Origin of the sequence: Kaistia nematophila (assembly GCF_026343855.1) — a bacterium.
GTDB classification, from domain to species: domain Bacteria; phylum Pseudomonadota; class Alphaproteobacteria; order Rhizobiales; family Kaistiaceae; genus Kaistia; species Kaistia nematophila.
The window spans coordinates 211,175-235,325 of sequence record NZ_JAPKNK010000001.1 but is presented as its reverse complement, the minus strand read 5'-3'; the positions used below and the strand labels follow the sequence as shown (position 1 = coordinate 235,325).

Genomic DNA, 24,151 nt, shown 5'->3' with positions numbered 1-24,151 from the left:
GCGCGGAGGCTCGGGATGCCTATAACCCGGTCTGGAAGATAAAGAGAATTCAGGGAGGCGCGGAGTTAAACGTCTATGACAGACCTAGAGTCGGCCGGCCTCGCCGGCACCGATACGTCGCTCATCATCGTCGATGACGACAAGGCTTTCCTGCAGCGACTTGCCCGGGCGATGGAAGCACGCGGCTTTGAAGTCGAAACCGCCGATACGGTCGCGGAAGGCATGCGCAAGGTCGACCAGAAGCCGCCGGCCTATGCCGTCGTCGATATGCGCCTGGAAGACGGCAACGGCCTCGACGTCATCGAGCTGATCCGCAAGCGCCGCCCGGAATCGCGCACCGTGGTCCTGACCGGCTATGGCAACATCGCCACCGCCGTCACCGCCGTGAAACTCGGCGCGGTCGACTATCTCGCCAAGCCCGCCGATGCCGACGAAGTGTTTTCGGCGCTCACCCGCGATCCGACCGAACGCGCCCTGCCGCCGGACAATCCGATGTCGGCCGACCGCGTCCGCTGGGAACACATCCAGCGCGTCTACGAACTGTGCGAGCGCAACGTCTCGGAGACGGCCCGCCGGCTCAACATGCACCGCCGCACGCTGCAGCGGATCCTGGCGAAGCGCGCCCCGCGCTGATCGACCGATCCTCGCAGAGATGAAAACGGGCGCCGCGGCGCCCGTTCGCATTTTTGATCCGAAGCCGGCGCCTACGGCAGCGCGGCGACGATGATGATCTCGACCAGGTGCGCCGGGGTGGCGAGCTTGGATTCGCCCGTGGCGCGGGCCGGCGGGTTGGCCTTGTCGACCCAGGCGTCCCAGACGGTGTTCATGGTGCCGAAATTGGCCATGTCGGCCAGCCAGATCTGCGCCGACAGGATGCGCGACTTGTCGGTGCCGGCCTCGGCCAGCAGGCGATCGATGGTGTCGAGCACGGTCTTCGTCTGGGCTGCGACGTCGTCGCCCGGATTGCCGACCTGGCCAGCGAGATACACGGTGTTGCCGTGGACGACGCCTGCGCTCATGCGGGGGCCCGGCTCGATGCGACGAATGCTGCTCATGGGATTTTCCTTTTGCGGATTGGCCGAACCCGTCTAGCGGCATAGCGCCGCTGCTTCAAGCCCGGAGCGGCAACCAATGCTGCGCACGTCGCCATCTGGCGTCGGTCAGGATTGGCGATGAGCCCGCGCATAGGCCCGGAGCACGTCCTGCATCCGCGTCAGATGTCCCTTTCCCTTGGCCTTGAAGAAATCGAAGACATCCGCGTCGAGCTTCAGATGCACCGAGCGCGGCGCCTGCTTCGGCTCGACGGCCATCGCCTTCTGCCAGAAATCCGGTCCCAGGGACTCGCCTTCCGGTGCGTCGGCATCATGAAAGAGTTCATTCCTCGCCTTCATCTCGCGGATCTCGGCGAGCGAGGCCTTCTTCATATTGTCGTCGCTCATCGCGACCTCCCTTCCATGCCGTGATCAGCCGCGTCCTGCCGTTTCGCTCGGTATGAACGACGATGAAGCATTCGTCGTCGACCATGCCCAGCGAAAGCTGCCTCACCTCGCCATAGACCCGATCATCCGGCCGGGTCAGCACGACACCTTCGAAGATGAGGGCCGCGTACAGCATGTCGACGCCCCGCTCCCGGATGACCTGCTGACGCTTGTTCTCATCCCACTCGAAATCCAAGGAACGGTCCTTCGACGATGCGAGAATTGGCAGGTCTGAATGAAAGCGACCGAGGGTTAGTGTACGATAAAAGTGTACACTTGTCACGACATCTCAGAGAATCTCGCGAAATCCGGCTTCGGGGTCGAACAGGCCGTGCAGGCGGTGGGCGGCGGCCTGGGCGAAGCGAAGCGTCATCGCCTTCCGCCTTGCGGCGACCAGCGGCGCATGCGGCGCCTCGCGCAGGATTTCCGCGCCATAGGCATCGGCCAGGATCAGCCCCGCCTGCTCGGGAAAGATCTCCTGCGGCACGCCGGCATGGCTGGCGAAATAGAGCCGGTCGCAATAGGGCGCGTAGTCCGGCCATTTGCCGTCGGCGCGAAAATCGGCGATCGACGACTTGATCTCGACGATGGTGATCTCGCCAGAAGGGCCGAGTGCGATGATGTCGGCGCGCCGCCCCGTAGCCAGCACCAGCTCGGTGACGATGGCATGGCCCCGCGCACGAAAAAGCCGGCCGACGCCGCGCTGCAACGCCAGCGCCATATCCGACTGGCGGCCGTCGCGCGGAACCGCAAGGACAGGAGAATGAACCATGAACAGAGTTTGCCACGCGGCGGCGCGGAATTAAAGGGCGCTGTGGTTCGGATCATTGATCGAACGGGCGCGCGTGGGAGAAGCACTGCCAGAAACGCGGCCTTCCCTACCTTCACCTCTCCCGGCGGAAGAGGTCGGAGCGAAGCTCCGGGTGAGGGGTTAGGGACCCTCCGGTGAAGCCGTAAACCCTCACCCGCCGGCCTTCGGCCGTCGACCTCTCCCTCAGGGAGAGGTGAAGGAAGAGCTCGACCCGCCTAGCGCCAGCGATTGTGCAGCCAGAGCCACTGCTCGGGATGCTCGCGCACCCAGCCCTCGACCACCGACATCACCTTGGCGGTGCCGGCGTCGACGTCGATCAGGCCCTCCGCGTCGCGCGGCAACTCGACGGGGGGCGTCAGCTCGACGCGAAAGCGGCCGTTCGGCAGGCGCACGGTGCGGGCGCCATGCACGGGGCAGTCATAGTGGCGGGCGAGGCGGGCGACGAGCGGATTGGCGTGCACCGGACGGCCGAAGAACGGCACCTTCGGCCCGCGGCTGTGGTGCTGGTCGCACAGCATGCCGACATGCTCGCCGCGATCGAGCGCCGCGCCGACCTCGAAGGTGGCGCCGCGGTTGGAAGCGACGAGCTTGCCCATCATCTGCTCGCGCTGCTGCATCAGGTCTTCGGCGATGACGTTGTTGGTCGGCGCGCGGAACAGCGACACCACCGGCAGGCCGAAACGGGCGGCGACGACCGCGAGGATCTCCCAGTTGGCGAGATGGGCCGAGAAGATGATGCCGGGCTTGCCGTCGTCGCGCATCGCCAGGAACTGGTCGACGCCGACGACCTCGATCCGGCCCTCGCCGAGCCGTTCCGGGTCGATATCGACCAGCTTGTCGAGGAAGACATACTCGACCATGGTCTGGCCGAGCCCGCTCCAGACGCCCTGCAGGATCTTCTCCCGCTCGGCGGCGGACTTTTCCGGGAAGGCGGCGGCGAGGTTCTTGCGCGCCAGCCTGGTCTCCGACACGAAGCGGCCGACGAAGCGGGCGACCGCCCCACCGACACGGCCGGCGCGTTCCTCGCCGAGCGAGCGTACGCCGGCCACCATCCCGCGCACGACGAAGGCGATCGACGCATGCGCCGCCTTCGAGCGCGTGATGCGCCGCGTCAGCTTCTTGAACGGCTTCTTCTTTTTCTTGCCCGGAAGCGCCATCAGATCAGAGCGTGACGATGATCTTGCCAAAGACCTGGCGCTGCTCGATCCGGTCGAGCGCCGCGTCGATGTTGTCGAACGGCACCACGCTGTCGATCACCGGCTTGACGACGCCGGCGCCGATCTTAGCGAGCGACGAGGCGATGTTCTCGATCCGGCAGCCAAACGAGCCGATCAGGCGCAATTGCTGCTGGTAGAGCTGGAACAGGTTGATCTCGGTCGAGATGCCCGTGGTCGAGCCGCAGGTGACGAGCGTGCCGCCGCGCTTCAGCGAAAAGACCGAGCCGGCCCAAGTGTCGACGCCGACATGCTCGAACACGACGTCGCAGCCGCGCTTCTTGGTCAGCTTGCGGACGACGCCCTCGAAGCGCTCCTCGCGGTAGTTGATGACGTGGTCGGCGCCGAGCGCCTTCGCCTTCTCGCCCTTCTCGTCGCTGCCGACGGTGGTGATCACCGTGGCGCCAACCGACTTGGCGAGTTGGATGGCGGCGGTGCCGATGCCGCTGCCGCCGGCCTGGATCAGGATCGTCTGGCCGGCCTCGAGCTTGGCGTTGTCGAACAGCATGTGCTCGACCGTGCCGAAGGTGATCGGCGTGCAGGCGGCAGCCTGGATGGAGACATTGTCCGGCGCCGGCACGACATGGCGGGCCTTCAGCGTGACGTAGTCGCAGGCGAGCCCGTCGATGTGGAAGCCGCGAACGCCGGCGACGTTCTCGCAGAGATTGTCCTTGCCGGCATGGCAGGCCGGGCAGGCGCCGCAGGTCTCGGCGCCGTAGATCGCGACCGTCTGGCCGACGCGGACGTTGGTGACGTCGGCGCCGACCGTCTCGATCGTGCCGGCAGCCTCGGCGCCGACCGTCAGCGGCAGCTTGCGCTTGGCGAAGGCCATGCCGCGCCAGCCCCAGACGTCGATGTGGTTCAGCGCCACCGCGCCAATCTTGACGCGCACCTCGCCAGGGCCCGGCTCCGCGGACATGGGGACGTCAACGATCGAAAGCTTGCGGTCGGCGAGCAGCTGAAGGGCGCGCATGGAATATCCGTCTGTCGTTCTGAACAGCGCCTGCATACCGTCTCGGCGCGGAACATGCCAGAGGCTGGCTCCGCGCCAAGCGTCGCGGTCAGGCCGGGCCGGCCGCGATCACCAGGCAGGCGTTCTGGCCGCCGAAGCCGAAGGAGTTCGACAGCACCATCGAGACCGGGGCGGTGCGGGCGACATTCGGCACCACGTCGAGCGAGATCGACGGGTCGGCGACATCGTGGTTGATGGTCGGCGGAATGACGCCGCTGCGGATGGTCTGGATCGAGAAGACCGCCTCGATCGCGCCGGCCGCCGTCAGCGTATGGCCGATCATCGACTTGTTGGAGCTGATCGGGATCTTCTTGACGTTCTCGCCGAACACGGCCTCGAGCGACAAGGCTTCCATCTTGTCGTTTTCCGGCGTGCTGGTGCCGTGCGCGTTGATGTAGTCGACCTCGTCGAGCGCGATGCCGGCATCGCCGAGGGCCTGGCGCATGGCGCCGATGACCGGCGAGCCGTCCGGCTTGGAACGGGTGCGATGGAAATCGTCGGCCTGCTCGGCCGCGCCGCGGATGACGGCGAGGATCTCGGCGCCGCGCGCGACCGCCGCGTCGTAATCCTCGAGCACCAGCGCGCCGGCGCCCTCGGCCATGACGAAACCGTCGCGGTTCTTCGAGAACGGCCGCGAGGCGGCGGCCGGGTCCTCGTTGTTGGTCGAAAGCGCCGACAGCAGCGAGAAGCGGATCAGCGATTCGACCTGCACGGAGCCGTCGGTGCCGATGCAGAGCGCGGCCTCGGTATCGCCGCGGCGGATCGCCTCGACGCCGAGCTGGATGGCGGTGGCGCCCGAAGCGCAGGCCGTCGACAGCGAGATCGGCGCGCCGCGCGTGCCGAAGCGGTCGGCCGTCTTGTCGGCGACGCAGGCATAGAGCGCGTATTCGTAGGTGTCGGGATCGTTGAGCGTCATGGCGCTCTCGATCATCCGGTCATAGGGATCGCTGACGCCGGCGTCGCCCTTGTCGTAGAGGTCGCGCTTGACCGACCAGTCGAGCTCGACCGGCGGCACCGCCATGAACAGCATGCCGGGAAAATCGCCGGGCGTGCCGATTTTGGCGCGGGCGATCGCCTCCTCGGCGGCGAGTTCGGCCAGCTTCTCCGTCAGCACGGCGGAGCGCGGCGCCTCGTCGAACAGGAAGTCGACCGTGCCGGCCATCGTCGTGCGGAGATGGTCGACCGGGAAGCGGGTGATGCGATGGATGCCGGACTTGCCGGATGTCAGCGCCGACCAGTTGTCGTCGATGCCCTGGCCGAGCGAAGTGACGACGCCCATGCCGGTGACGGCGACGACCGGACGCCCGAGATGATCCCGCGTCTTGCCCATGATCCCAACCTTTCTCAGTCGATCGCTTCGAGGAGCGCCATGCCCTCGCCGCGCCAGAAGCCCCAGCTCGTCGCCAGGATCTGGGTGGGGACGTCGGTCGCTTCAAGCTCCAGCCCGGTCGGATCGGACGGCCGGTAGAAACCTTTTCGCGACAGCGCCAGGGCGGCGAGCGCGATCTGGGCCGGGAAAGCAGCCTCGAGGCTGTTGCCGATCCAGCTCTGCGTGGCGCGGATCGGCCCGACAAGGCCTTCCGCGACGAGCGATTCGAGCAGCGCGCGCTCTTCGCGCGTCGGGCTCGCAATGCCGGTCGCGCCCGACAGCACGCCGACCGGCTTGTCGCCGAGCGACGGACGCAGCGCATCGACCTGGCTCTTCGCCACGGCCGTGGCCTGGCCGGGCTCGCGGCGGCTGCGGCCGGAAAGCACCGGACCGAGCCGGGCGTAGCCGGCCTTGCCGCGCGCTTCGGCGTGCTCGCGCGATTCGAGCACGAGGAAGACGCCGAGCGAGCCGGTGACCATGCCGCCGCCCGCCTCGGCGCGCTCCCAGACGGAGTCGACGGCGCCCTTCCAGAGCGTGTTGCCGAGCGCCAGGCTCAGCAACATATCCTTGCGCTCGGCATTGTAGGCGGCGCCAACGAGGAACTGGTCGCCCTGGCCGGCGCGGATGCGCCGCGCGGCGATCTCGACGGCGCTGATGCCGGCGATTTCCTCGCCCATGAAGGTGCGCGACGAGCCGGTCACCTTGTGAACGATCGACACATTGCCGGCGAGCAGGTTGGAAAGCTGGGCCAGGAACAGGGTCGGGCGCAGATCGTTGGCGAGGCGCTCGTTCAGGAACGCCTCCGTATCGGCCGCAGCGCCGAGGCCGGCCAGGATCTGGCCGTCGACGACGAGATCGCGCTCGCCGCCGCCCGCCGCGACGATCATGTCCATATGCGCCAGGCGGTCGAGATCGCCGGCAAGGCCCGCATCGGCGAGCGCCAGGCCGGCGGCATAGGTGCCGAGGCGCTGCCACGGCTCCATCTGGCGAATGTCGGCCTTGCGCGGGATCTGCTTGTCGAGCTCGAGCGGCACCATCGGCAGCACCGGGAACGGCGCGAAATGCTCCGTATCGGCGGCGGCCGGCCTGGGCTCGTCGACGGCCAGCGCCTGCCAATGCGCATCCAGCCCCTCGCCGAGCGAGGAAATCAGGCCGATGCCGGTGATCCAGACGTCGCGGGCGTCGCTCATGCCGTATCTCCGACCGGCACCAGGCCGATCTGCCGCACCCGCTCGCGCATGTTTTCGATGAGCTCGGGAGCCGGGAAATCCATTACGCGCAGCGTCAGCTCCGCGTCGCAGACCGGGCCGTTCGACTCGATCTTCGCCTCGGTCACGCCGAAGCCGGAGCCGTCATGCGTCAGCGTCGCATAGACGTCGAGCTCGGCGCCCGGCTCGATGAACTTGCGGAACTTCGCCTTCTTGCTGCCGGCGAAGAACGGCATGCGCGAAAGACCGTTCAAGCCGAGGATCAGGAAGCCGGAGGCCTGCGCCATGGTCTCGATCAGGAGCACGCCCGGCAGGATCGGATAGCCGGGAAAGTGACCCTCGAACACCGGGCTCGCCTCAGGGACGAATGCCTTGGCATGAATCCGACCGTTCGCAGCGTCAAAATCGACGATGCGATCGATCATCTGGAAATATTCGAGACGCATGGTGGCTTCGACGCCGGATCCGTCAGGCGTTCTTCTTGGCGACGAGATCGTCGATATGCGCGCAGAGGTTCTTCAGCAGGAAGTATTCCTCGACCGAGGCCTTGCCTGCGTTGACTTCCTGGGTCCACTGCTCGAGCGGGATCTTGATCCCGAACTTCTTGTCGAGCGCGAACACGATGTCGAGGAAATCGAGGCTGTCGATGCCCAGGTCGTCGATGGCATGGGACTCGGGCGTGATCTTCTCGCGCGGAATTTCGCTGGTCTGGGCGATCACATCGGCGACGACGTCGAACGTGGAGGACATGACGGTCACGTAATCCTATCTAGAATGGCTCTCGCATTTCGGGGCCGATCCGCACTTGCACCACTCGATCGAAGCCAGTGCGGCAGACATGCCAACCGATCCCGCAAGCCAAGGCGGCAGGGAATTGCATTCGTCCTGATACCGTGTGCCGCCGAGAAATACCAGCCTGTCGCGCTCAGCCGTCAAATTCGTTCTTGGAATGATGCTATCCGGCATCGGACCCGGAGATGGCGAGAACGTCGACCTCGACGTCGAGTTGGTGCGCGCCCGAGGTGACGATGACGCCGTCGACCGGCGCGGCGTCGGAATAGTCACGCCCCAGCGCCAGGATGACGTGATCTTCCGCCGCGACGACGCCATTGGTTGGATCGAGCCCGACCCAGCCAACCTCGCTGCCGCACCAGACGGCGACCCAGGCGTGGGTGGCGTCGGCGCCTTCCAGCCGGGGCTGGCCGGGCGGCGGCAGCGTGCGCAGGAAGCCGCTGACATAGGCGGCGGGAAGCCCCAGCGTGCGCAGGCCGGCGATCATCACATGGGCGAAATCCTGGCAGACGCCCGCCCGCTTGGCGAAAGCATCGGCCGGCAGCGTCCGCACGTCGGTCGCCTCGGGGTCATAGGCGAAATCGGCCTTGATCCGGCAGGTGAGGTCGAAGGCCGCGGCCAGGATCGGCCGGCCGGGGGCGAAGCTCTCCATCGCATAGGCGGCGATCGCGTCATCAATGGCGACGACGCGGCTCGCGAACAGGAAATGCACCGGCGACAGCGGCCCGAGATCGGTATCCGCCACGGCCTGGCCGCGGATCTCCTCCCAGCCGGGCGTGGCCTCGACATCGAGCTGACCGCCGGCGTCGACGGCAACGCGCGCCCGCGTCTCCAGAGTCAGCTCCTCATGTGGAAACGCGAAGGCGACGGTCGTGATGCGGTTGCCGAAAAAATCGAAGCCGTCATGGCGTTCGGTCGGCTCGGGCGTGATGACGAGGTCGGCGGCGATGACGCGCTGGCTGTCGCGGGCGACCGGCAGCAGGCGCAGAACCTGGCGGGCGAAGGGCACCGGCGAGGCGTAGCTGTAACGCGTGGTCTGGCGGATGTCGTACAGCATCGTCAGTCCCCGCGATCGGCCGGTTCGGCGGAGCGCCGATGGGTGAAATAGGCGAGCGTGATCTCGTCGGAGATCTTCATCAGCGTCTGCTCGAAACCGAACAGACTGTCGGCATCGAGGGCGGCGGCATCGGCCGTGCCGAGCTCGGCCGCAAGGCGCGTGGCGAGACGATCTGCCGGCGCCAGCAGCCCGGCCGGCGCATGCGCCGGCATGCCGGCCAGCAACTGGCGGATCTGGTCGGCCTGGAAGGCGAGCGCCCGCGGATTGCCGCCATCGAGCAGCACGAGATCGACGACCGGAACGCGCGCCGCCAGCATCACATAGCGGATGCGGTAGGTGATCTGGCTGTCGGCGAGCTCCAGCAGCGCATCCAGTTCGCCGGGCTTGCCCGAGAGGCCGCAGAAGCGGGCGGCTCGGGCAATGGCGAGGCCGCGCTCGATGCGGCGGCCGGTTTCGAGAAAGCGCCAGCCCTGCTGACGCACCATGTTCTCGTGCACCAGGCCGGAAAACGCCGCGATCAGACGCAGCGCCGCGTTGGCGCGCTCGAGCGTGTCGCTGTCGGTCCCGGCCTCCAGCGGCTGGTTCAGCAGCGCCTCGAGGTCGGCGACGGTGCGCCAGGCGTCCGGCGACAGGCGGTCGCGGATGACCGAGGCGGCGCGGCGCGACGCCTGGGCGAGCCGGGGCACGGTGTTGAAATCGCTGCGGTCAGTCAGGATGGCGATCGCCCGCGCGGTCGGCCCCGCCTCCGCCGGCACCTCGCCGATCGAGCCGGCGGCGGCGAGCGTCGCGTCGAGCTGGGCGATCACCGCCTCGCCGTCATATTCGGCGTCGATGTGCCGGGCGGCAATGGCGCGCACGATGCGCAGCGTCGCCTCGGTCCGCTCGACATAGCGGCCGAGCCAGAACAGGTTCTCCGCCGCCCGGCTCGGCAGCGTCTGCGTCATGCGCTGCAACGCGACCTTGTCCGGCGAGGCGAGCAGCGTCGTCTCGGCCACGGGCTTGTCGGAGAGCACCCAGACATCGGCCGAGGAGCCGCCCTGCTGTAGCGTCACGGCGCGCGCGTCGGGCTGGTCGGAAATCCGGCAGAAGCCGCCGGGCATCACGGTCCAGCCGTCCGGCGTGCGCGCCACATAGAGACGGAGGATGGACGGGCGCGGCTCCAGCCTGGCGGCGTCGCCCTCGCCGCGCCAGACCGGCGTCGTCGAGAGCTTGACCGCTTCCTGGCCGACGAAATCGGTGCCGCGCCGGCCGATGGCGCGGATGAGGTCCGCCTTGCGGTCGGGATCGAGCGCGCCGCCCAGCACGGCGCCCCGGTCGATCAGCCCGGGCACGCTGGCGCCGAGCGCCGGGGCGATCACCATGCGGTCGAATTCGGCGACGACATGGTCGCGCTCCTGCGTCTGGCCGCACCACCAGGTGGCGACATTCGGCAGGATCAGGTCCTCGCCCAGCACGCGGCGGGCAAGGCCGGGAAGGAAGCCCAGCATGGCGCGCGATTCGACCAGGCCCGAACCGAGCGCGTTGGCGATCGCAACATTGCGCTGGCGCACGGCGCCAGCGAGCCCGGGCACGCCGAGCCGCGAGGCCGGGTTCAATTCGAGCGGATCGGCGAAATCGGCATCGAGGCGGCGCCACAGCACGTCCGCCCGCTTCAGGCCCGAGATGGTGCGCATGTAGACGGTGTCGTCGCGCACCGTCAGGTCCTCGCCCTCGACCAGCACGAAGCCGAGATAGCGCGCCAGATAGGCGTGCTCGAAATAGGTCTCGTTGAGCGGACCCGGCGTCAAAAGCGCGACGCGCGTCTCCTCATGCCGGTTCAGCCGGTTCAAGCCGGCGCGAAACGCCTGGAAGAATCCGGCCAGCCGCTCGACGTTGAAGCCGCGATAGAGATCGGGCAGCGCGCGCGACAGGGCAATGCGGTTTTCGAGAGCATAGCCGGCGCCGGACGGCGCCTGGGTGCGATCGGAAACCACCCACCAATTGCCGTCCGGTCCACGCCCGACATCGACGGCATAGAAACGCAGGTGATGGCCGCCAACCGGCTTGGCGCCGACCAGCGGACGCAGATATTCCGGGCTGCCGGCGATGATCGCCGCCGGCAGGCCGCCATCGGCGGCGAGCTGCCCCTCGCCATAGGCATCGGCCAGCACGGCATCGAGCAGCTTCGCCCGCTGGATCAGCCCGGCCTCGAGACGGCTCCACTCCTTCGGTTCGATCAGGAACGGCACATGCGACAGCGGCCAGGGGCGCTCGTCGCCATTCTCGGCGCCGTAGACACGCAGCACCACGCCGGAATCCGCCAGATGCCGATCGGCCAGGCCGAAACGATGCTGCACCTCGCTCGGGCCGAGCTCGGCCATCGATTCGACGAAGCGCATCCAATGCGGCCGGATGCTGCCGTCAGGACCGATGAACTCGTCGGCGACGCCGGCGAGCGGCCGGTAATTGGCGATCAGCCGTTCCGCCCTGTCGGCGGCGATCCTGCTGCGGCGGATCGCTTCCTTGCGCGTGATCGGCATCAGAGATTGGCCGGTCGGCGAAGATCGAGGGTCATGGGGAACTCCGGCGAGCCGGTCTCGGGCTGTGGCATGAAATGCCCAGCTGTATGCCCCATCGCCTCGAACCGCGCCAGCCGGCGGGCCTCCGCCTCGTAGGAATTGACCGGGAAGGTGTCGTAGTTTCGGCCGCCCGGATGGGCGACGTGATAGACGCAGCCGCCGAGCGACCGCTGCGACCAGCTGTCGACGATGTCGAAGGTGAGCGGCGCATGGGCCGGAATGGTGGGATGCAGGCCGCGCGCCGGCTGCCACGCCTTGTAGCGCACGCCGGCGACGAACTGGCCGGCGGTTCCGGTCGACGTCATCGGCACGCGGCGGCCATTGCAGGAAACGACGTGCCGGCGCGGGTCAAAGCCGTCGACGCGGACCTGGATGCGCTCGACCGAACTGTCGACATAGCGCACCGTACCGCCGATCGCCCCTTCCTCGCCCAGCACATGCCAGGGCTCCAGCGCCTGGCGCAGCTCCAGCTTGACGCCCTGCTGCTCGATCCGGCCGATGAAGGGGAAGCGGAATTCGCGCTGCGCCTCGAACCAGACGGGATCGAAGGCATAGCCGGCGCGCTGCAGGTCGCCGAGAACGTCGAGGAAATCGGACCAGACGAATTGCGGCAGCATGAAGCGGTCATGCAGCTGCGTGCCCCAGCGCATCAGCGAGCCCTGCTGCGGGTTCTGCCAGAACATCGAGATCAGCGCCCGGACGAGCAGCTGCTGCGCCAGGCTCATGCGATAATCCGGCGGCATCTCGAACGAGCGGAACTCGACCAGGCCGAGCCGGCCGGTCGGGCCATCCGGCGAATAGAGCTTGTCGATGCAGATCTCGGAGCGATGGGTATTGCCGGTGACGTCGACGAGCAGGTTGCGGAACAGCCGGTCGACCAGCCAGGGCGCCGGCGTGAGGCCGTTGCCGGGCGCCGGCACGCTGGCGAGCGCGATCTCCAGCTCATAGAGCCCGTCATGCCGCGCCTCGTCGATGCGGGGCGCCTGGCTGGTCGGGCCGATGAACAGGCCGGAGAACAGGTAGGACAGCGAGGGATGGCGCTGCCAGTAGAGCACGAGGCTCTTCAGAAGATCCGGCCGGCGCAGGAACGGACTATCGGCGGGATGGGCTCCACCAACGACGACATGATTACCCCCGCCGGTGCCGGTATGGCGACCGTCGGTCATGAACTTCTCGGTGCCGAGGCGCGACAGCCGCGCTTCCTCGTAGAGGTCGCGGGTGATGGCGACGCATTCGGTCCAGTTGCCCGCCGGCTGCACGTTGACCTCGATGACGCCGGGATCAGGCGTCACCTTGATGACGTCCATGCGCGGGTCGATCGGCGGCGGATACCCCTCGACATGCACGGCGAGGCCGAGCGCGCGGGCCGATTCCTCCAGCGAGGCGAGCAGCTCCAGATAGTCCTCCAGCGTCTCGGTCGGCGGCATGAAAACGCAGAGCCGGCCGTCGCGCGGCTCGACCGAAAGCGCGGTGCGCACCGAGCGGCCGCCGGCCAGATACTGCGCGACCTGCTCGCCGCGCTCGCCCTCGGCCGTTTCCGAGCCGGCGCCGGCAAGATGGCGGGCGCGCTCCTCCTGCCGCGACAGCGCCTCATGCCGCTCACGGCCGAGATCCTCGGGATCGGGCAGCGGCTCGCGGACCGAGCCCGGATCACGCTGGACGATGAAGGGATAGGAGGAGACCGGCACGTAGGGCAGCGACGACAGCGGCAGGCGGAAGCCGACCGGGCTGTCGCCAGGAACCAGGAACATCTTGCCGCGCCGGAGCGGCCATTTCTCCGATATCCAGCGCCGCTGCGCCCGCGCCTGCCAGCGCTGCACCGGCAGGATGTAACCGGAGGGCTCGGCGAGGCCGCGCTCGAACACGCGGGCGATGCGGGCGCGCGCCTCCGGATCGTCGAGCTTCGAATCGTGCGGCGTGACGTTCTCCGGCAGCTCGGCTTCCTTAAGGATCCAGTGCGCCGGATCCTCGTAGGCCGGGACGACATGGTCGGCGGAGATGCCGAGCCGCTCGGAGAGATTGGCGAGCAAGGCGCCTGCCTGTTCCGGCGTTGCATTCAAATCGTCGGCTTCCGTCGCGATCAGGCCGGCGTCGCGCCAGATCGGCTTGCCGTCCTTGCGCCAGTAGAGCGCGAAGGTCCAGCGCGGCAAGCTCTCGCCCGGATACCACTTGCCCTGGCCGTAGTGCAGGAAGCCGCCCGGCGCGAAGCGCTCGCGCAGCCGGCGGATCAGGTCGTCGGCGCGGTCGCGCTTGGTCGGACCGACGGCGTCCGTGTTCCATTCGCCGGCCTGGTAGTCGTCGATCGAAACGAAGGTCGGCTCGCCGCCCATGGTGAGGCGGACGTCGTTCGCCTCGAGATCGGCATCGACGCGGTGGCCGAGCGCGTCGAGCGCCGCCCAGCTATCGTCGGAAAAGGGCAGGGTCACGCGGGGATTTTCCGCGACGCGGTCGACACGCATCTCGAATTCGAAAGCGGTCTCGGTGCCCGGATCGGCCGAGAACGCGCCGGTGATCGGCGCGGCCGAGCGATAATGCGGCGTGGCGCAAAGCGGCAGATGGCCCTCGCCGGTGAACAGGCCCGAAGTCGGGTCCATGCCGATCCAGCCGGCGCCCGGCACATAGACCTCGGCCCAGGCATGCAAATCGGTGAAATCGACATCGGTGCCGGACGGACCGTCGAGCGCCGCGACGTCCGGCTTCAGCTGGATCAGGTAGCCGGAGACGAAGCGGGCGGCGAGGCCGAGATGGCGCAGCGCCTGCACCAGCAGCCAGCCGGAATCGCGGCAGGAGCCGGCGGCCGAGGAAAGCGTCTCCTCCGGCGTCTGCACGCCCGGCTCCATGCGGATCAGATAGCGGATGTCGTTCTGCAGGCGCTGGTTGATCGCGACGAGGAAATCGACGATCTGCGTGCTCTCGCGCGGGATCGATGCCAGAAACTCGGTCAGCAGCGGTCCGGCCGGCTCCGGCGCCAGATAGGCGGCCAGTTCCTCGGCAAGCGCCGGCTCATAGGCGAACGGGAACTGCTCGGCATAGGGCTCGACGAAGAAATCAAACGGATTGTAGACCTCGAGCTCGGCCAGCAGGTCGACCTCGATGGCGAATTCGGTGGTCTTTTCCGGGAAGACGAAACGCGCCTGCCAGTTGCCGTGCGGATCCTGCTGCCAGTTCACGAAATGATCGGCTGGCGTCACCTTCAGCGAATAGCTCGGCACCTTGGTGCGGCAATGCGGAGCCGGACGCAGGCGGATGACCTGCGGCCCGAGCGCGACGGGGCGGTCATAGCGATAGCGGGTGACGTGGCGAAGCGCGGCGAGGATCGACATCGGCTCTTGGGCTCTCCTTCAGCGTTCGCCGCGGGACATTCCGGCGGGCACACCCGCCGCAACGACGCAAGATTCACGCCATGCCGGCCGCCCCGAAGCCCCAGAGACAGCTTAGGACAGGACAGGTTCCGTTTGGAATACGGATCCCGCCCATCCCCTCTCCCCGGGGGAGAGGTCGACGCACCAAGTGCGGCGGGTGAGGATCTACGACCTCACCCGGATCGCTCCCCAAGCCCTCACCCGGAGTGCCCGAGGCCTATGCCTTGACGACGGTCGAGCGGAATTTCGACGCGAGATATTCGCCGGAACCGACCGGCGGATAGGTCGCCGTCTCGCCCGGCTTCAGGCAGGTCTCGATGCAGGCGATCTCGGCGTCCCAGTTCGGCTGATGGAAGAAAGCCATCGACTGGCGGCGGGCCGAGCGGCCGACATCGCGCGGCGGAATGGTGACGCGGTGCAGCGTCGACTTCCACTGGTCGTTGGTCCAGCGCTGCATCAGGTCGCCGATGTTGATGACAAAGCTGTCGGCGATTGCCGGCACGCGGTGCCATTCGCCATCCAGGCCCTTCACCTCGAGACCGCCCGGGGCGTCTTCCTGCATCAGGATGGTGATCGAGCCATAGTCGGAATGCACGCCGGCACGCAGCTGGCCGGGAACGGGATCCTCGGTCAGGTCCGGATAGTTCAACAGGCGCAGGGCGCTCGCCTCATGGTCGATGAAGCGGTCGAAATAGGCCTCGTCCAGATCGAGCGCGAGGGCGAAGAAGCGCATGATGCGACCGGCGAGCGCCGACATCTCGCGGTAATAGGCCTGGGTCGCGAGGCGGAACTCGTCGCCGCCGACCGGCCAGGGATTGGCGGAGAAGACGAAGGCCTCGGCGTCGTCGCCCGGCTTGTGGTCGAGGCGCTGGAAAGCGGACGGACCGAAGGAAAACGTCTCCTTCAGATCGGCCGGCTTGGCGTCGCCGAGCGAGGCGGCGAGCGTCTCGCCCTTGACCGGGCTGTAGCCATAGGGATAGCCCGGATACGGCATCACGGCGGTCAGCTTCTCTTCGACCGGGCGATCGAAGAAGGAACGCGCCGCCTGCCAGCCGCGCTTGACGACTTCGGGGTCCGCACCGTGACCGGTAATGAGGAAGAAACCCGTTTCGCGGCAGGTGCGGCCGATGGCATCGGCGACGGCGCGCGGGCCCTGGGGATCGGAGAGATCGATGATCGGAATGATCGACATGCGGGTCCTTGAACCATGACTGAACGACGCGTCGAGACTATGGGCGGCAACGGCGCTTGGGAACCGTCAATCGGCGGCGCGTGCACATGAATGATGCAACCGTGATGCCGGCTGATGCAGAGCCGCAGGCCGATGCCATTGCGCCCCGCAGCCGGCGCATCGCCGCCCTCGACGTGGCGCGCGGCGTCGCGCTCGTCTGCATGGCGATCTTCCACGGCGCCTGGGACGTCGCCTTCCTGCACATCGTCCGCTTCGATCCCGGCGCCTCGATCGGCTGGGTCGTCTTCGCGCGCTCGATCGCCGGCTCGTTCCTGCTGCTGGTCGGCATCAGCCTGGTGCTTTCGACCCGCAACGGCTTCCGCCCGAAGCCCTATTTCAAGCGGCTGGCGATGATCGTCGGCGCGGCGGCGCTGGTGTCGCTCGCCACCTATTTCGTCATGCCGGAGGGCTGGATCTTCTTCGGCATCCTGCACCAGATCGCGCTGGCGAGCGTGCTCGGCCTCGTCTTCCTGCGGCTTCCGCCGCCGGCGGTGCTCGTCACGGCCGGCGCCGTCTTCGCCCTGCCCTTCCTCTATCGCGATCCCGTCTTCGCGCAGCCGGCGCTCTGGTGGATCGGCCTGGCGCCGAAGCCGCCGACCTCGTTCGACTTCGTGCCGGTGTTCCCCTGGTTCGGCGTGGTGCTCGCCGGCATGGCGTTGGCGAAATTCGCCATCGCCCGCGGCTGGGACCAGCGCCTCGCCCTCTGGCAGCCGCGCTTCGCCCCCGGCCGCTGGCTCGCCTTCGGCGGCCGCCACTCGCTCGCCGTCTACCTGATCCACCAGCCGGTGCTCTACGCCTTCTTCTACGTCCTTGCGGCCATCGTCGCGCCGAACGGAGCGGAGGACGCGGCGCGCGCCGATTGCGCCGACCGCTGCGTCGCCGTCGGCAAGAGCGCCGCCGATTGCCAGAGCTATTGCGGCTGCGTCTTCGACACGCTGAAGGACAAGCAATTGATGTCGCCCTTCCTGGCCCGCACGCTTTCCGACGACCAGACGCTGCGCGTGCAGGAGACGGTCGCCGTCTGCTCCGCCACCACCTTCCCCCCCGCGCCGGAAGCCCCGGAAAGCGGAACGCTGCAATGAGTTTCGAGGAATCCGATGCCTGAACCCATCCGCACCCCGATCGTCCAGTTCGGCACCAGCCGCTTCCTGCAGGCGCATGCCGACCTCTTCCTGTCGGAGGCGCGCGGCCAGGGCCAGGACGTCGGCCCGGTCACCATCGTGCAGACCACGGCCTCCGGCGCCCGCGCCGGCCGGCTCAGGGCCTTCGACGGATCGCCGATCCCGATCGTCATCCGCGGAATCGAGAACGGCGCGCCGGTCGAGCGCACGGTCGGCGTCACCTCGCTGGTGCGCGGCCTCTCCGCCGTCGACGACTGGGCCGAGGTCGAGCGCGTCGTCGTCGACGAGGCGGAGATCCTGATCTCCAACACCTCGGACGCCGGCTTCGCGCTCAACGAAGGGGAACGGCTCGGCGCCGAGGTGCCGCGTTCGTTCCCGCTCAAGCTGCTGAAGCTGCTCGTCGCCCGCTGGCGGGCGGACGGCGCGCCTCTGACGCTGTTTCCCTGCGAGCTGATCCCGCGCAACGGCGACATGCTACGGGCGCTGCTCCTGAAGCTCTCCGACGAGAACGGCCTGTCGGAACCGTTCCGCGCCTGGCTGGAGTCCTGCATTTTCGCCAATTCGCTGGTCGACCGCATCGTATCCGAGCCGATCGAGCCGGCCGGCGCCGTGGCCGAGCCCTATGCGCTCTGGGCGATCGAGAAGCAGCAGGGCCTGGTCGCGCCCTGCATCCATCCGGACGTGCGGATGGTGGACGACCTCGCCGTCGTCGAGCGGCTGAAGCTGTTCATCCTCAATCTCGGCCACACGGTGCTGGCCGAATGGTGGCGCGAGGGCGGCCGGGCCGAGGGCGAGCTGGTGCGCGAGATCGTCGCCGACCCGGCGCTGCGCCGGCGGCTCGACGCGATCTACGACGCGGAAGTACTGCCGATCTTCGCCGCCGGCGGCATCGCCGAGGCGCCGGAATACCGGGCGAGCGTGCTGGAACGCTTCGAAAACCCGTTCCTCGCCCATCGGCTCGCCGAGATCTTCGGCAACCACGCGGAAAAGAAGCGCCGCCGCATCGGCGGGCTGCTGGCCTGGAAGCAGACGATCGGCCTCGACCTCCAGACGCCGCAGCTCGACGCGATCCTGGCGTCCGCGATCGGCTGAGGCTCGGACCGGTCAGTCTCCAAGCAAGCCCCTCACCCTACCCTCTCCCGCAAGCGGGCGAGGGTTTTGGCCGGCATTCGTCATCAAGTGAGGGCGCAATTGCGGATGCGGGTCGCCGATGAGCCCCCTCGCCCGCCTGCGGGAGAGGGCTGGGGTGAGGGTCTTTCGACCTCCGCCCTCGACACCTATCCCGTCGGCCTCGCATTGTAGCCGCGGTACCAGTCGACGAAGCGGTCGATGCCCTCGTCGATCGAGGTTTTCGGCGCGAAGCCGAGTTCCGCGCCCGCAAGGTCGATATTGGCAAACGTCGTCTCGACGTCGGCCTTGCGCATCGGCGCGAACTGGATCTCCGCCTTGCGGCCGGTCGCCCGCTCGATGGTCGCGATAAAATCCATCAGCGCCACCGGCTGGTTGTTGCCGAGGTTGAAGAGGCGGTTTTCCGCCCGCGCCGGCGTCCGGTCGGCCGCGCCCAGCACGCCGGCGACGATGTCGTCGATGAAGGTAAAGTCGCGCCGCATCGCCCCGTTGTTGAAGACGGTGATCGGCCGCCCCTCGAGGATGGCGCTGGTGAACAGCCACGGCGCCATGTCCGGGCGCCCCCACGGACCATAGACGGTAAAGAATCGCAGGCCGGTCGAGGCGACGCCCTGAACATTGGCATAGGAATGGGCGATCAGCTCGCCGGCGCGCTTGGTGGCGGCATAGAGCGAGGCGGGACGGTCGCAGCGATCGGTCTCGCGGAACGGCACGTCCTCGTTCAAGCCATAGACCGAGGAGGACGAGGCATAGACGACATGGCGCAGCTTCGGCAGCCGCAGCGCCGCCTCGAACATCACCACCTGGCCGGTGACGTTGGCGTCGGCATAGGCGATCGGGTTCTCGATCGAATAGGCGACGCCGGCCTGGGCGGCGAGATGCACCACCGTCTCGATGTCGGCGTGGGTGGTAACGAGGCGCTCCATCGCCGCCATGTCGCTGACGCTCGCCTCGACGAACTGGAAATGCCGGTGCGCCGAAAGCCTTTCGAGCCGGGCCTGCTTCAGCGCCGGGTCGTAATAGGCGTTCAGATTGTCGACGCCGATGACGGCGTCGCCACGCTCTAGAGCCGCTTTCGCGACATGCGAGCCGATGAAGCCCGCCGCACCGGTGATGAGCATTTTCATGCCCAACGGCTTTAGCTGATTTGCGGTCTCGGACAAAGGCATGCGCTCGCTTTTCGCGGCCTTTCGTTTCTTTCCGCGCGCCGATCCGCTATGACACGGAAAGCGTCGCACCTGGCGCATCAGAATTGCTGGATCTCGGATGATTTCGCAGAAGGCCAAATACGCGTTCAAGGCGCTGATCCATCTTGCCAGGCAGCCCCAGGGCGAGACGACCCAGATCGACGACATCGCACGCGAGGCCGGCGTTCCGCGCAAGTTCCTCGAGCACATCCTGCTCGACCTGAAGCATCGCGGCATCATCGCCAGCCGGCGCGGCCGGGCCGGCGGCTATGTCATGATCAAGCAGCCCGGCGACGTGACGATCGGCCAGGTGCTGCGCGCCATCGACGGCCCGATCGCACCGCTTTCCTGCATTTCCCGCACCGCCTACCAGCCCTGCGCCGATTGCCCCGACGAGGCCGCCTGCGCCGTGCGGCGGATGTTCGCCGGCCCCTACGAGACCCAGCTCCAGGCCTTCGAGGCGACGACGCTGGCCGACGCGCTGATCGACGAGGCCGGCGCGGCGGATCTGGACAACTCCCGCGACATCGTTTCTGCTGAGGGGCGGATCTAGGAAGGATTTTCTAGAACGGCTCTAACAGAAGGCGTCCCGTGGTTTGAAATTGTCGAGCGCCTATGTCGAGATAGTGGGATCATCGATCAGGGAGCACACGATGGTCCGACCGATATCCTCGCTTGTCCGCCGCCTTCGACCCGCGCTTGCCGCCCTGGTCGCCGGCGCCGCGATGGTTGTGACGCCGGCGCTGGCCGACGTGGCGCTGCTGAACGTCAGCTACGACCCCACCCGTGAGCTCTACAAGGCCTACAACGCCGCCTTCGCCAAGCACTGGAAGGCGGAGACCGGCGAGACGGTCACCATCCAGCAGTCGCATGGCGGCTCCGGCAAGCAGGCCCGCTCGGTCATCGACGGCCTCGACGCCGACGTCGTGACGCTGGCGCTGGAGGCCGACATCGACGCCATCGCCAAGGCGACCGGCAAGATCCCGGCCGACTGGCGCGGCCGCCTGCCGCACAATTCCTCGCCCTACACCTCGACCATCGTCTTCCTCGTCCGCAAGGGCAACCCGAAGGCGATCAACGACTGGGGCGACCTGATCAAGGACGGCGTCGAGGTGATCACGCCGAACCCGAAGACCTCGGGCGGCGCCCGCTGGAACTACCTCGCGGCCTGGGCCTACGCCAACAAGGCGTTCGGCAATGACGAGGCCAAGACCAAGGAATTCGTCTCGACCCTGTTCAAGCACGTGCCCGTGCTCGATACTGGCGCGCGCGGCTCGACCACCACCTTCGCCCAGCGCGGCATCGGCGACGTGCTGCTCGCCTGGGAGAACGAGGCGTTCCTGGCGCTCGAGGAGCTCGGTCCCGACAAGTTCGACATCGTCGTGCCGCCGCTCTCGATCCTCGCCGAACCGCCGGTGGCGCTGGTCGACGGCAATGTCGACGCCAAGGGCACCCGCAAGGCGGCGCAGGCCTATCTCGATTATCTCTATTCGCCCGAGGGCCAGACCATCGCCGCCAAGAACTTCTATCGCCCGTCCAAGCCGGAAACGGTCGACGCCGAATTGCTGAAACGCTTCCCGAAGATCGATCTCGTCTCGATCGACGATCCGCAATTCGGCGGATGGGCCAAGGTCCAGCCGGAGCATTTCGGCGACGGCGGCATCTTCGACCAGATCTACAAGCCGAACTGAACGGACAAAGATGGCCGCCACGACCATCGCAACGGTCAGGAAGTCGAGCGTCATCCCGGGTTTCGGGTTGGCGCTCGGCGTCACTTTGACCTATCTCGGCCTGATCGTGCTGATCCCGCTCGCCGGCCTGTTCTGGCGCTCGGCGAGCGGCGGCCTCGACGAGTTCATCCGCATCACCACCGACCCGCGCACGCTCGCGGCGCTGCGGCTCTCCTTCACCACCTCGTTCCTGGCCGCGCTGGTCAATCTCGTCTTCGGCATGATCCTCGCCTGGATCCTGGTCCGCTACGATTTCCCCGGCCGCCGCCTGATCGACGCCGTCATCGACCTGCCCTTCGCGCTGCCCACCGCCGTCGCCGGCATCGCGCTGACGACGCTCTATGCGCCGAACGGCTGGATCGGCGCCTGGCTGCAGCCACTCGGCATCCGCATCGCCTATAGCGAGACCGGCATCATCATCGCGCTGATCTTCATCGGCCTGCCCTTCGTCGTGCGCAGCGTGCAGCCGGTGCTGGAGGACCTGAACCGCGAGGTCGAGGAAGTGGCAGCGACGCTCGGCGCGAACCGGCGCCAGACGGTGCGCCGCGTCGTCATGCCGGCGCTGCTGCCGGCGCTGCTGACCGGCTTCGCGCTCGCCTTCGCGCGGGCCGTCGGCGAATATGGCTCGGTGATCTTCATCGCCGGCAACAGCCCCTACAAGACGGAGATCGCGCCGCTGCTGATCGTCATCAAGCTGGAGGAATTCTCCTATTCCGGCGCCACGACGATCGCCGTGCTGATGCTGATCGCGTCCTTCCTGATCCTGCTGGCGATCAACCTGCTGCAGGCCTGGAACCGGCGGAGATATGGCGATGTCTGACGGAGCCTTCACCACCGCCCGCCTGCCGGGCGCTTCGGCGATCCATTTCCGCCCGGTGACGATGGAGCGCAAGCGCGTCCGCGTCGGGCTGATCCTGCTGTCGCTGGCCTTTCTCGGCCTGTTCCTCGTGCTGCCGGTCGTCGCCGTCTTCGTCGAGGCGTTCCGCGGCGGCCTGCCGGCCTTCTGGGAAGCGATCTTCGAACCCGACGCGGCGGCCGCCATCCGGCTGACCCTGCTGGTCGCGGCGATCTCGGTGCCGTGCAACCTCGTCTTCGGCCTCGCCGCCTCCTGGGCGATCGCCAAGTTCGACTTCAAGGGCAAGAGCCTGCTCAACACGCTGATCGACCTGCCCTTCTCGGTCTCGCCCGTCATCGCCGGCCTGATCTACATCCTGATGTTCGGCTCGCAGAGCCTGATCGGGCCGTGGCTGAAGAGCGAGGGCGTCCAGATCATCTTCGCCGTGCCGGGCATCGTGCTGGCGACGATCTTCGTCACCTTCCCCTTCGTGGCGCGCGAGCTGATCCCGCTGATGGAGGAACAGGGCCGCGGCGACGAGGAAGCGGCGCTGTCGCTCGGCGCCTCCGGCTGGCAGGTGTTCTTCCGCGTCACGCTACCGAACGTCAAATGGGCGCTGCTCTACGGCGTGCTGCTCTGCAACGCCCGCGCCATGGGCGAGTTCGGCGCCGTCTCGGTGGTCTCCGGCCACATTCGCGGCCTGACCAACACCATGCCGCTGCATGTCGAGATTCTCTACAACGAGTATAATTTCGCGGCCGCATTCGCCGTAGCCTCGCTGCTGGCGCTGCTTGCCCTCTTTACACTGGTCGTCAAGTCGGTCTTGGAATGGCGTTATGCCGACGAGATCGCCGCGACGCGCCGCCACTGAGGTAACTGCAATGAACGCGATCACCCCGATCGACAAGGGTGCTTCGGTGGCCCTCGGCGCGCCCATCGACGTCACCATCGAGAACGTCCAGAAGGCCTTTGGCGATACGCCGGCCCTGCACGGCGTCTCGCTCGACGTCAAGGCCGGCGAACTGGTGGCGCTGCTCGGGCCCTCCGGCTCCGGCAAGACGACGCTGCTCCGGATCCTCGCCGGCCTCGACGCGCCGACTGCCGGCCGCGTCCTGTTCGGCGGCGACGACGCGCTCGGCCTCTCGGTGCAGGACCGCAATGTCGGCTTCGTGTTCCAGCATTACGCGCTGTTCCGCCACATGACGGTATTCGACAACATCGCCTTCGGCCTGACGGTGCGGCCGCGCGGCGAGCGGCCGCCCAAGGCCGAGATCCGCAAGCGCGTGCTGCATTTGCTCGACCTCGTCCAGCTCTCCGGCCTCGACAAGCGCTATCCCTCGCAGCTCTCCGGCGGCCAGCGCCAGCGCGTGGCGCTCGCCCGCGCGCTCGCCATCGAGCCGCGCGTGCTGCTGCTCGACGAGCCCTTCGGCGCGCTCGACGCGCAGGTGCGCAAGGATCTCCGCCGCTGGCTGCGCGAAATCCACGACCGGACCGGCCACACCACCTTCTTCGTCACCCACGACCAGGAGGAGGCGCTCGAGCTCGCCGACCGCGTCGTCGTCATGTCGAAGGGGCGGATCGAGCAGGTCGGCACGCCGGACGAGATCTATGACGCGCCGGCGAGCCCGTTCGTGTTCGAGTTCATCGGCGAATCCTCGTTCCTGCCGGTCACCGTCGTCGACGGCGCCGTGCAGCTCGACGGCCAGCCGCTCGACCTCGCCGCGCTCGGCGCGCCGACCGGCGCGGCCACCCTCGGCTTCCGGCCGCATGACGTGACGATCGTCACGGATGGAAGCCCGGCCGTCATCGGCACGATCGTCACCGAGCGCCGGCATGGCGGCGCCCGCCGGCTCGAGCTCGAGGTCGGCGCGGAGAAGCACCGCGTCGAGATCGACATGGCGGTCGACCACACCCGCCTGCCCGGCGGCCAGGTCGCCTTCCGTCCGCATCGCTGGCGGATTTTTCCGCGCTGAGGCCGGCCCCGGGGGCCCTCCCCCGGTCCTCCATCCGGCTGTGCCACGAGGTCGCTCTCGGCCGTCCGGATCATCTTCCGCATTC

At 67.8% G+C, this 24,151-nt stretch carries 23 protein-coding genes; 8 read left to right on the top strand and 15 right to left on the bottom strand.

What is annotated here, in order from left to right; all coding sequences use genetic code 11:
• Window positions 1-75: 75 nt before the first annotated feature.
• Window positions 76-633, top strand: coding sequence for an ActR/PrrA/RegA family redox response regulator transcription factor (locus tag OSH07_RS01120; RefSeq protein WP_266336762.1), 558 nt, complete (start codon window positions 76-78; stop codon window positions 631-633).
• A 71-nt stretch (window positions 634-704) separates the two neighbouring features.
• On the opposite strand, the gene OSH07_RS01115 is transcribed toward OSH07_RS01120, so the two are convergent.
• From OSH07_RS01115 to OSH07_RS01050, 14 genes are all read right to left on the bottom strand, one after another.
• Window positions 705-1,055, bottom strand: coding sequence for a RidA family protein (locus OSH07_RS01115; protein WP_266336761.1), 351 nt, complete (start codon window positions 1,053-1,055; stop codon window positions 705-707).
• Window positions 1,056-1,160: 105 nt separating this feature from the next.
• A complete protein-coding gene (locus OSH07_RS01110; protein ID WP_266336760.1) occupies window positions 1,161-1,439 on the bottom strand; it encodes a BrnA antitoxin family protein in 279 nt (92 codons plus the stop codon).
• Window positions 1,375-1,674, bottom strand: coding sequence for a BrnT family toxin (locus OSH07_RS01105; RefSeq protein WP_266336759.1), 300 nt, complete (start codon window positions 1,672-1,674; stop codon window positions 1,375-1,377). Before OSH07_RS01105 ends, OSH07_RS01110 begins: the two co-directional genes overlap by 65 nt.
• Before the next feature lie 93 nt (window positions 1,675-1,767).
• Complete coding sequence (locus tag OSH07_RS01100) at window positions 1,768-2,250, bottom strand: MmcB family DNA repair protein (protein ID WP_266336758.1); 483 nt, start codon at window positions 2,248-2,250, stop codon at window positions 1,768-1,770.
• A gap of 254 nt (window positions 2,251-2,504) precedes the next feature.
• Window positions 2,505-3,446, bottom strand: a complete 942-nt coding sequence (locus OSH07_RS01095) for a lipid A biosynthesis lauroyl acyltransferase (protein WP_266336757.1) — start codon at window positions 3,444-3,446, stop codon at window positions 2,505-2,507.
• 4 nt (window positions 3,447-3,450) lie between these two features.
• Entirely contained in the window at window positions 3,451-4,476 is a 1,026-nt protein-coding gene (locus OSH07_RS01090; RefSeq protein WP_266336756.1) for a zinc-binding dehydrogenase, read from the bottom strand.
• 88 nt (window positions 4,477-4,564) lie between these two features.
• Window positions 4,565-5,845 carry a beta-ketoacyl-ACP synthase gene (locus OSH07_RS01085; protein ID WP_266336755.1) on the bottom strand — a complete coding sequence of 427 codons (1,281 nt, stop codon included), beginning with the start codon at window positions 5,843-5,845 and terminating at the stop codon, window positions 4,565-4,567.
• 14 nt (window positions 5,846-5,859) lie between these two features.
• Complete coding sequence (locus tag OSH07_RS01080) at window positions 5,860-7,074, bottom strand: beta-ketoacyl-ACP synthase (RefSeq protein ID WP_266336754.1); 1,215 nt, start codon at window positions 7,072-7,074, stop codon at window positions 5,860-5,862.
• On the bottom strand, window positions 7,071-7,538 hold the full coding sequence (locus tag OSH07_RS01075) for a 3-hydroxyacyl-ACP dehydratase FabZ family protein (protein WP_266336753.1): 468 nt from the start codon (window positions 7,536-7,538) through the stop codon (window positions 7,071-7,073). The genes OSH07_RS01080 and OSH07_RS01075 overlap by 4 nt, the downstream gene beginning before the upstream one ends.
• Before the next feature lie 22 nt (window positions 7,539-7,560).
• Window positions 7,561-7,842 (bottom strand): acyl carrier protein, encoded by a 282-nt coding sequence (locus OSH07_RS01070; protein WP_018182383.1) that lies wholly within the window; start codon window positions 7,840-7,842, stop codon window positions 7,561-7,563.
• A gap of 205 nt (window positions 7,843-8,047) precedes the next feature.
• Window positions 8,048-8,941, bottom strand: a complete 894-nt coding sequence (locus OSH07_RS01065; RefSeq protein WP_266336752.1) for a transglutaminase family protein — start codon at window positions 8,939-8,941, stop codon at window positions 8,048-8,050.
• A gap of 2 nt (window positions 8,942-8,943) precedes the next feature.
• The gene (locus OSH07_RS01060; protein WP_266336751.1) at window positions 8,944-11,460 is read right to left on the bottom strand and encodes a circularly permuted type 2 ATP-grasp protein; all 2,517 of its coding nucleotides are present in this window, start codon (window positions 11,458-11,460) and stop codon (window positions 8,944-8,946) included.
• Window positions 11,460-14,822, bottom strand: coding sequence for a transglutaminase family protein (locus tag OSH07_RS01055; RefSeq protein ID WP_266336750.1), 3,363 nt, complete (start codon window positions 14,820-14,822; stop codon window positions 11,460-11,462). Before OSH07_RS01055 ends, OSH07_RS01060 begins: the two co-directional genes overlap by 1 nt.
• Window positions 14,823-15,078: 256 nt before the next feature.
• Complete coding sequence (locus tag OSH07_RS01050; RefSeq protein WP_266336749.1) at window positions 15,079-16,053, bottom strand: isopenicillin N synthase family dioxygenase; 975 nt, start codon at window positions 16,051-16,053, stop codon at window positions 15,079-15,081.
• An 86-nt stretch (window positions 16,054-16,139) separates the two neighbouring features.
• On the opposite strand from OSH07_RS01050, the gene OSH07_RS01045 reads away from it, so the two are divergent.
• The gene (locus OSH07_RS01045) at window positions 16,140-17,174 is read left to right on the top strand and encodes a heparan-alpha-glucosaminide N-acetyltransferase (RefSeq protein ID WP_266336748.1); all 1,035 of its coding nucleotides are present in this window, start codon (window positions 16,140-16,142) and stop codon (window positions 17,172-17,174) included.
• 15 nt (window positions 17,175-17,189) lie between these two features.
• Window positions 17,190-18,305, top strand: coding sequence for a mannitol dehydrogenase family protein (locus tag OSH07_RS01040; RefSeq protein ID WP_266336747.1), 1,116 nt, complete (start codon window positions 17,190-17,192; stop codon window positions 18,303-18,305).
• Window positions 18,306-18,490: 185 nt separating this feature from the next.
• Here the strand turns inward: OSH07_RS01040 and OSH07_RS01035 are convergent, their stop codons facing one another.
• Window positions 18,491-19,468 carry an NAD-dependent epimerase/dehydratase family protein gene (locus tag OSH07_RS01035; protein WP_266336746.1) on the bottom strand — a complete coding sequence of 326 codons (978 nt, stop codon included), beginning with the start codon at window positions 19,466-19,468 and terminating at the stop codon, window positions 18,491-18,493.
• A 139-nt stretch (window positions 19,469-19,607) separates the two neighbouring features.
• Here OSH07_RS01035 and OSH07_RS01030 point away from each other — a divergent pair, with 139 nt between their 5' ends.
• The 5 genes from OSH07_RS01030 to OSH07_RS01010 all read left to right on the top strand — a co-directional run bounded on the left by OSH07_RS01030 (window position 19,608) and on the right by OSH07_RS01010 (window position 24,066).
• Window positions 19,608-20,081 (top strand): RrF2 family transcriptional regulator, encoded by a 474-nt coding sequence (locus tag OSH07_RS01030; RefSeq protein WP_266336745.1) that lies wholly within the window; start codon window positions 19,608-19,610, stop codon window positions 20,079-20,081.
• Between the two features lie 100 nt (window positions 20,082-20,181).
• Window positions 20,182-21,219, top strand: a complete 1,038-nt coding sequence (locus tag OSH07_RS01025) for a sulfate ABC transporter substrate-binding protein (protein ID WP_277614099.1) — start codon at window positions 20,182-20,184, stop codon at window positions 21,217-21,219.
• Window positions 21,220-21,229: 10 nt separating this feature from the next.
• Entirely contained in the window at window positions 21,230-22,078 is an 849-nt protein-coding gene (gene cysT / locus OSH07_RS01020; protein WP_266336744.1) for a sulfate ABC transporter permease subunit CysT, read from the top strand.
• Window positions 22,079-22,139: 61 nt separating this feature from the next.
• Entirely contained in the window at window positions 22,140-22,964 is an 825-nt protein-coding gene (gene cysW, locus OSH07_RS01015) for a sulfate ABC transporter permease subunit CysW (RefSeq protein WP_266337352.1), read from the top strand.
• Between the two features lie 64 nt (window positions 22,965-23,028).
• Window positions 23,029-24,066, top strand: a complete 1,038-nt coding sequence (locus tag OSH07_RS01010) for a sulfate/molybdate ABC transporter ATP-binding protein (RefSeq protein ID WP_266337351.1) — start codon at window positions 23,029-23,031, stop codon at window positions 24,064-24,066.
• Window positions 24,067-24,151: the final 85 nt, after the last annotated feature.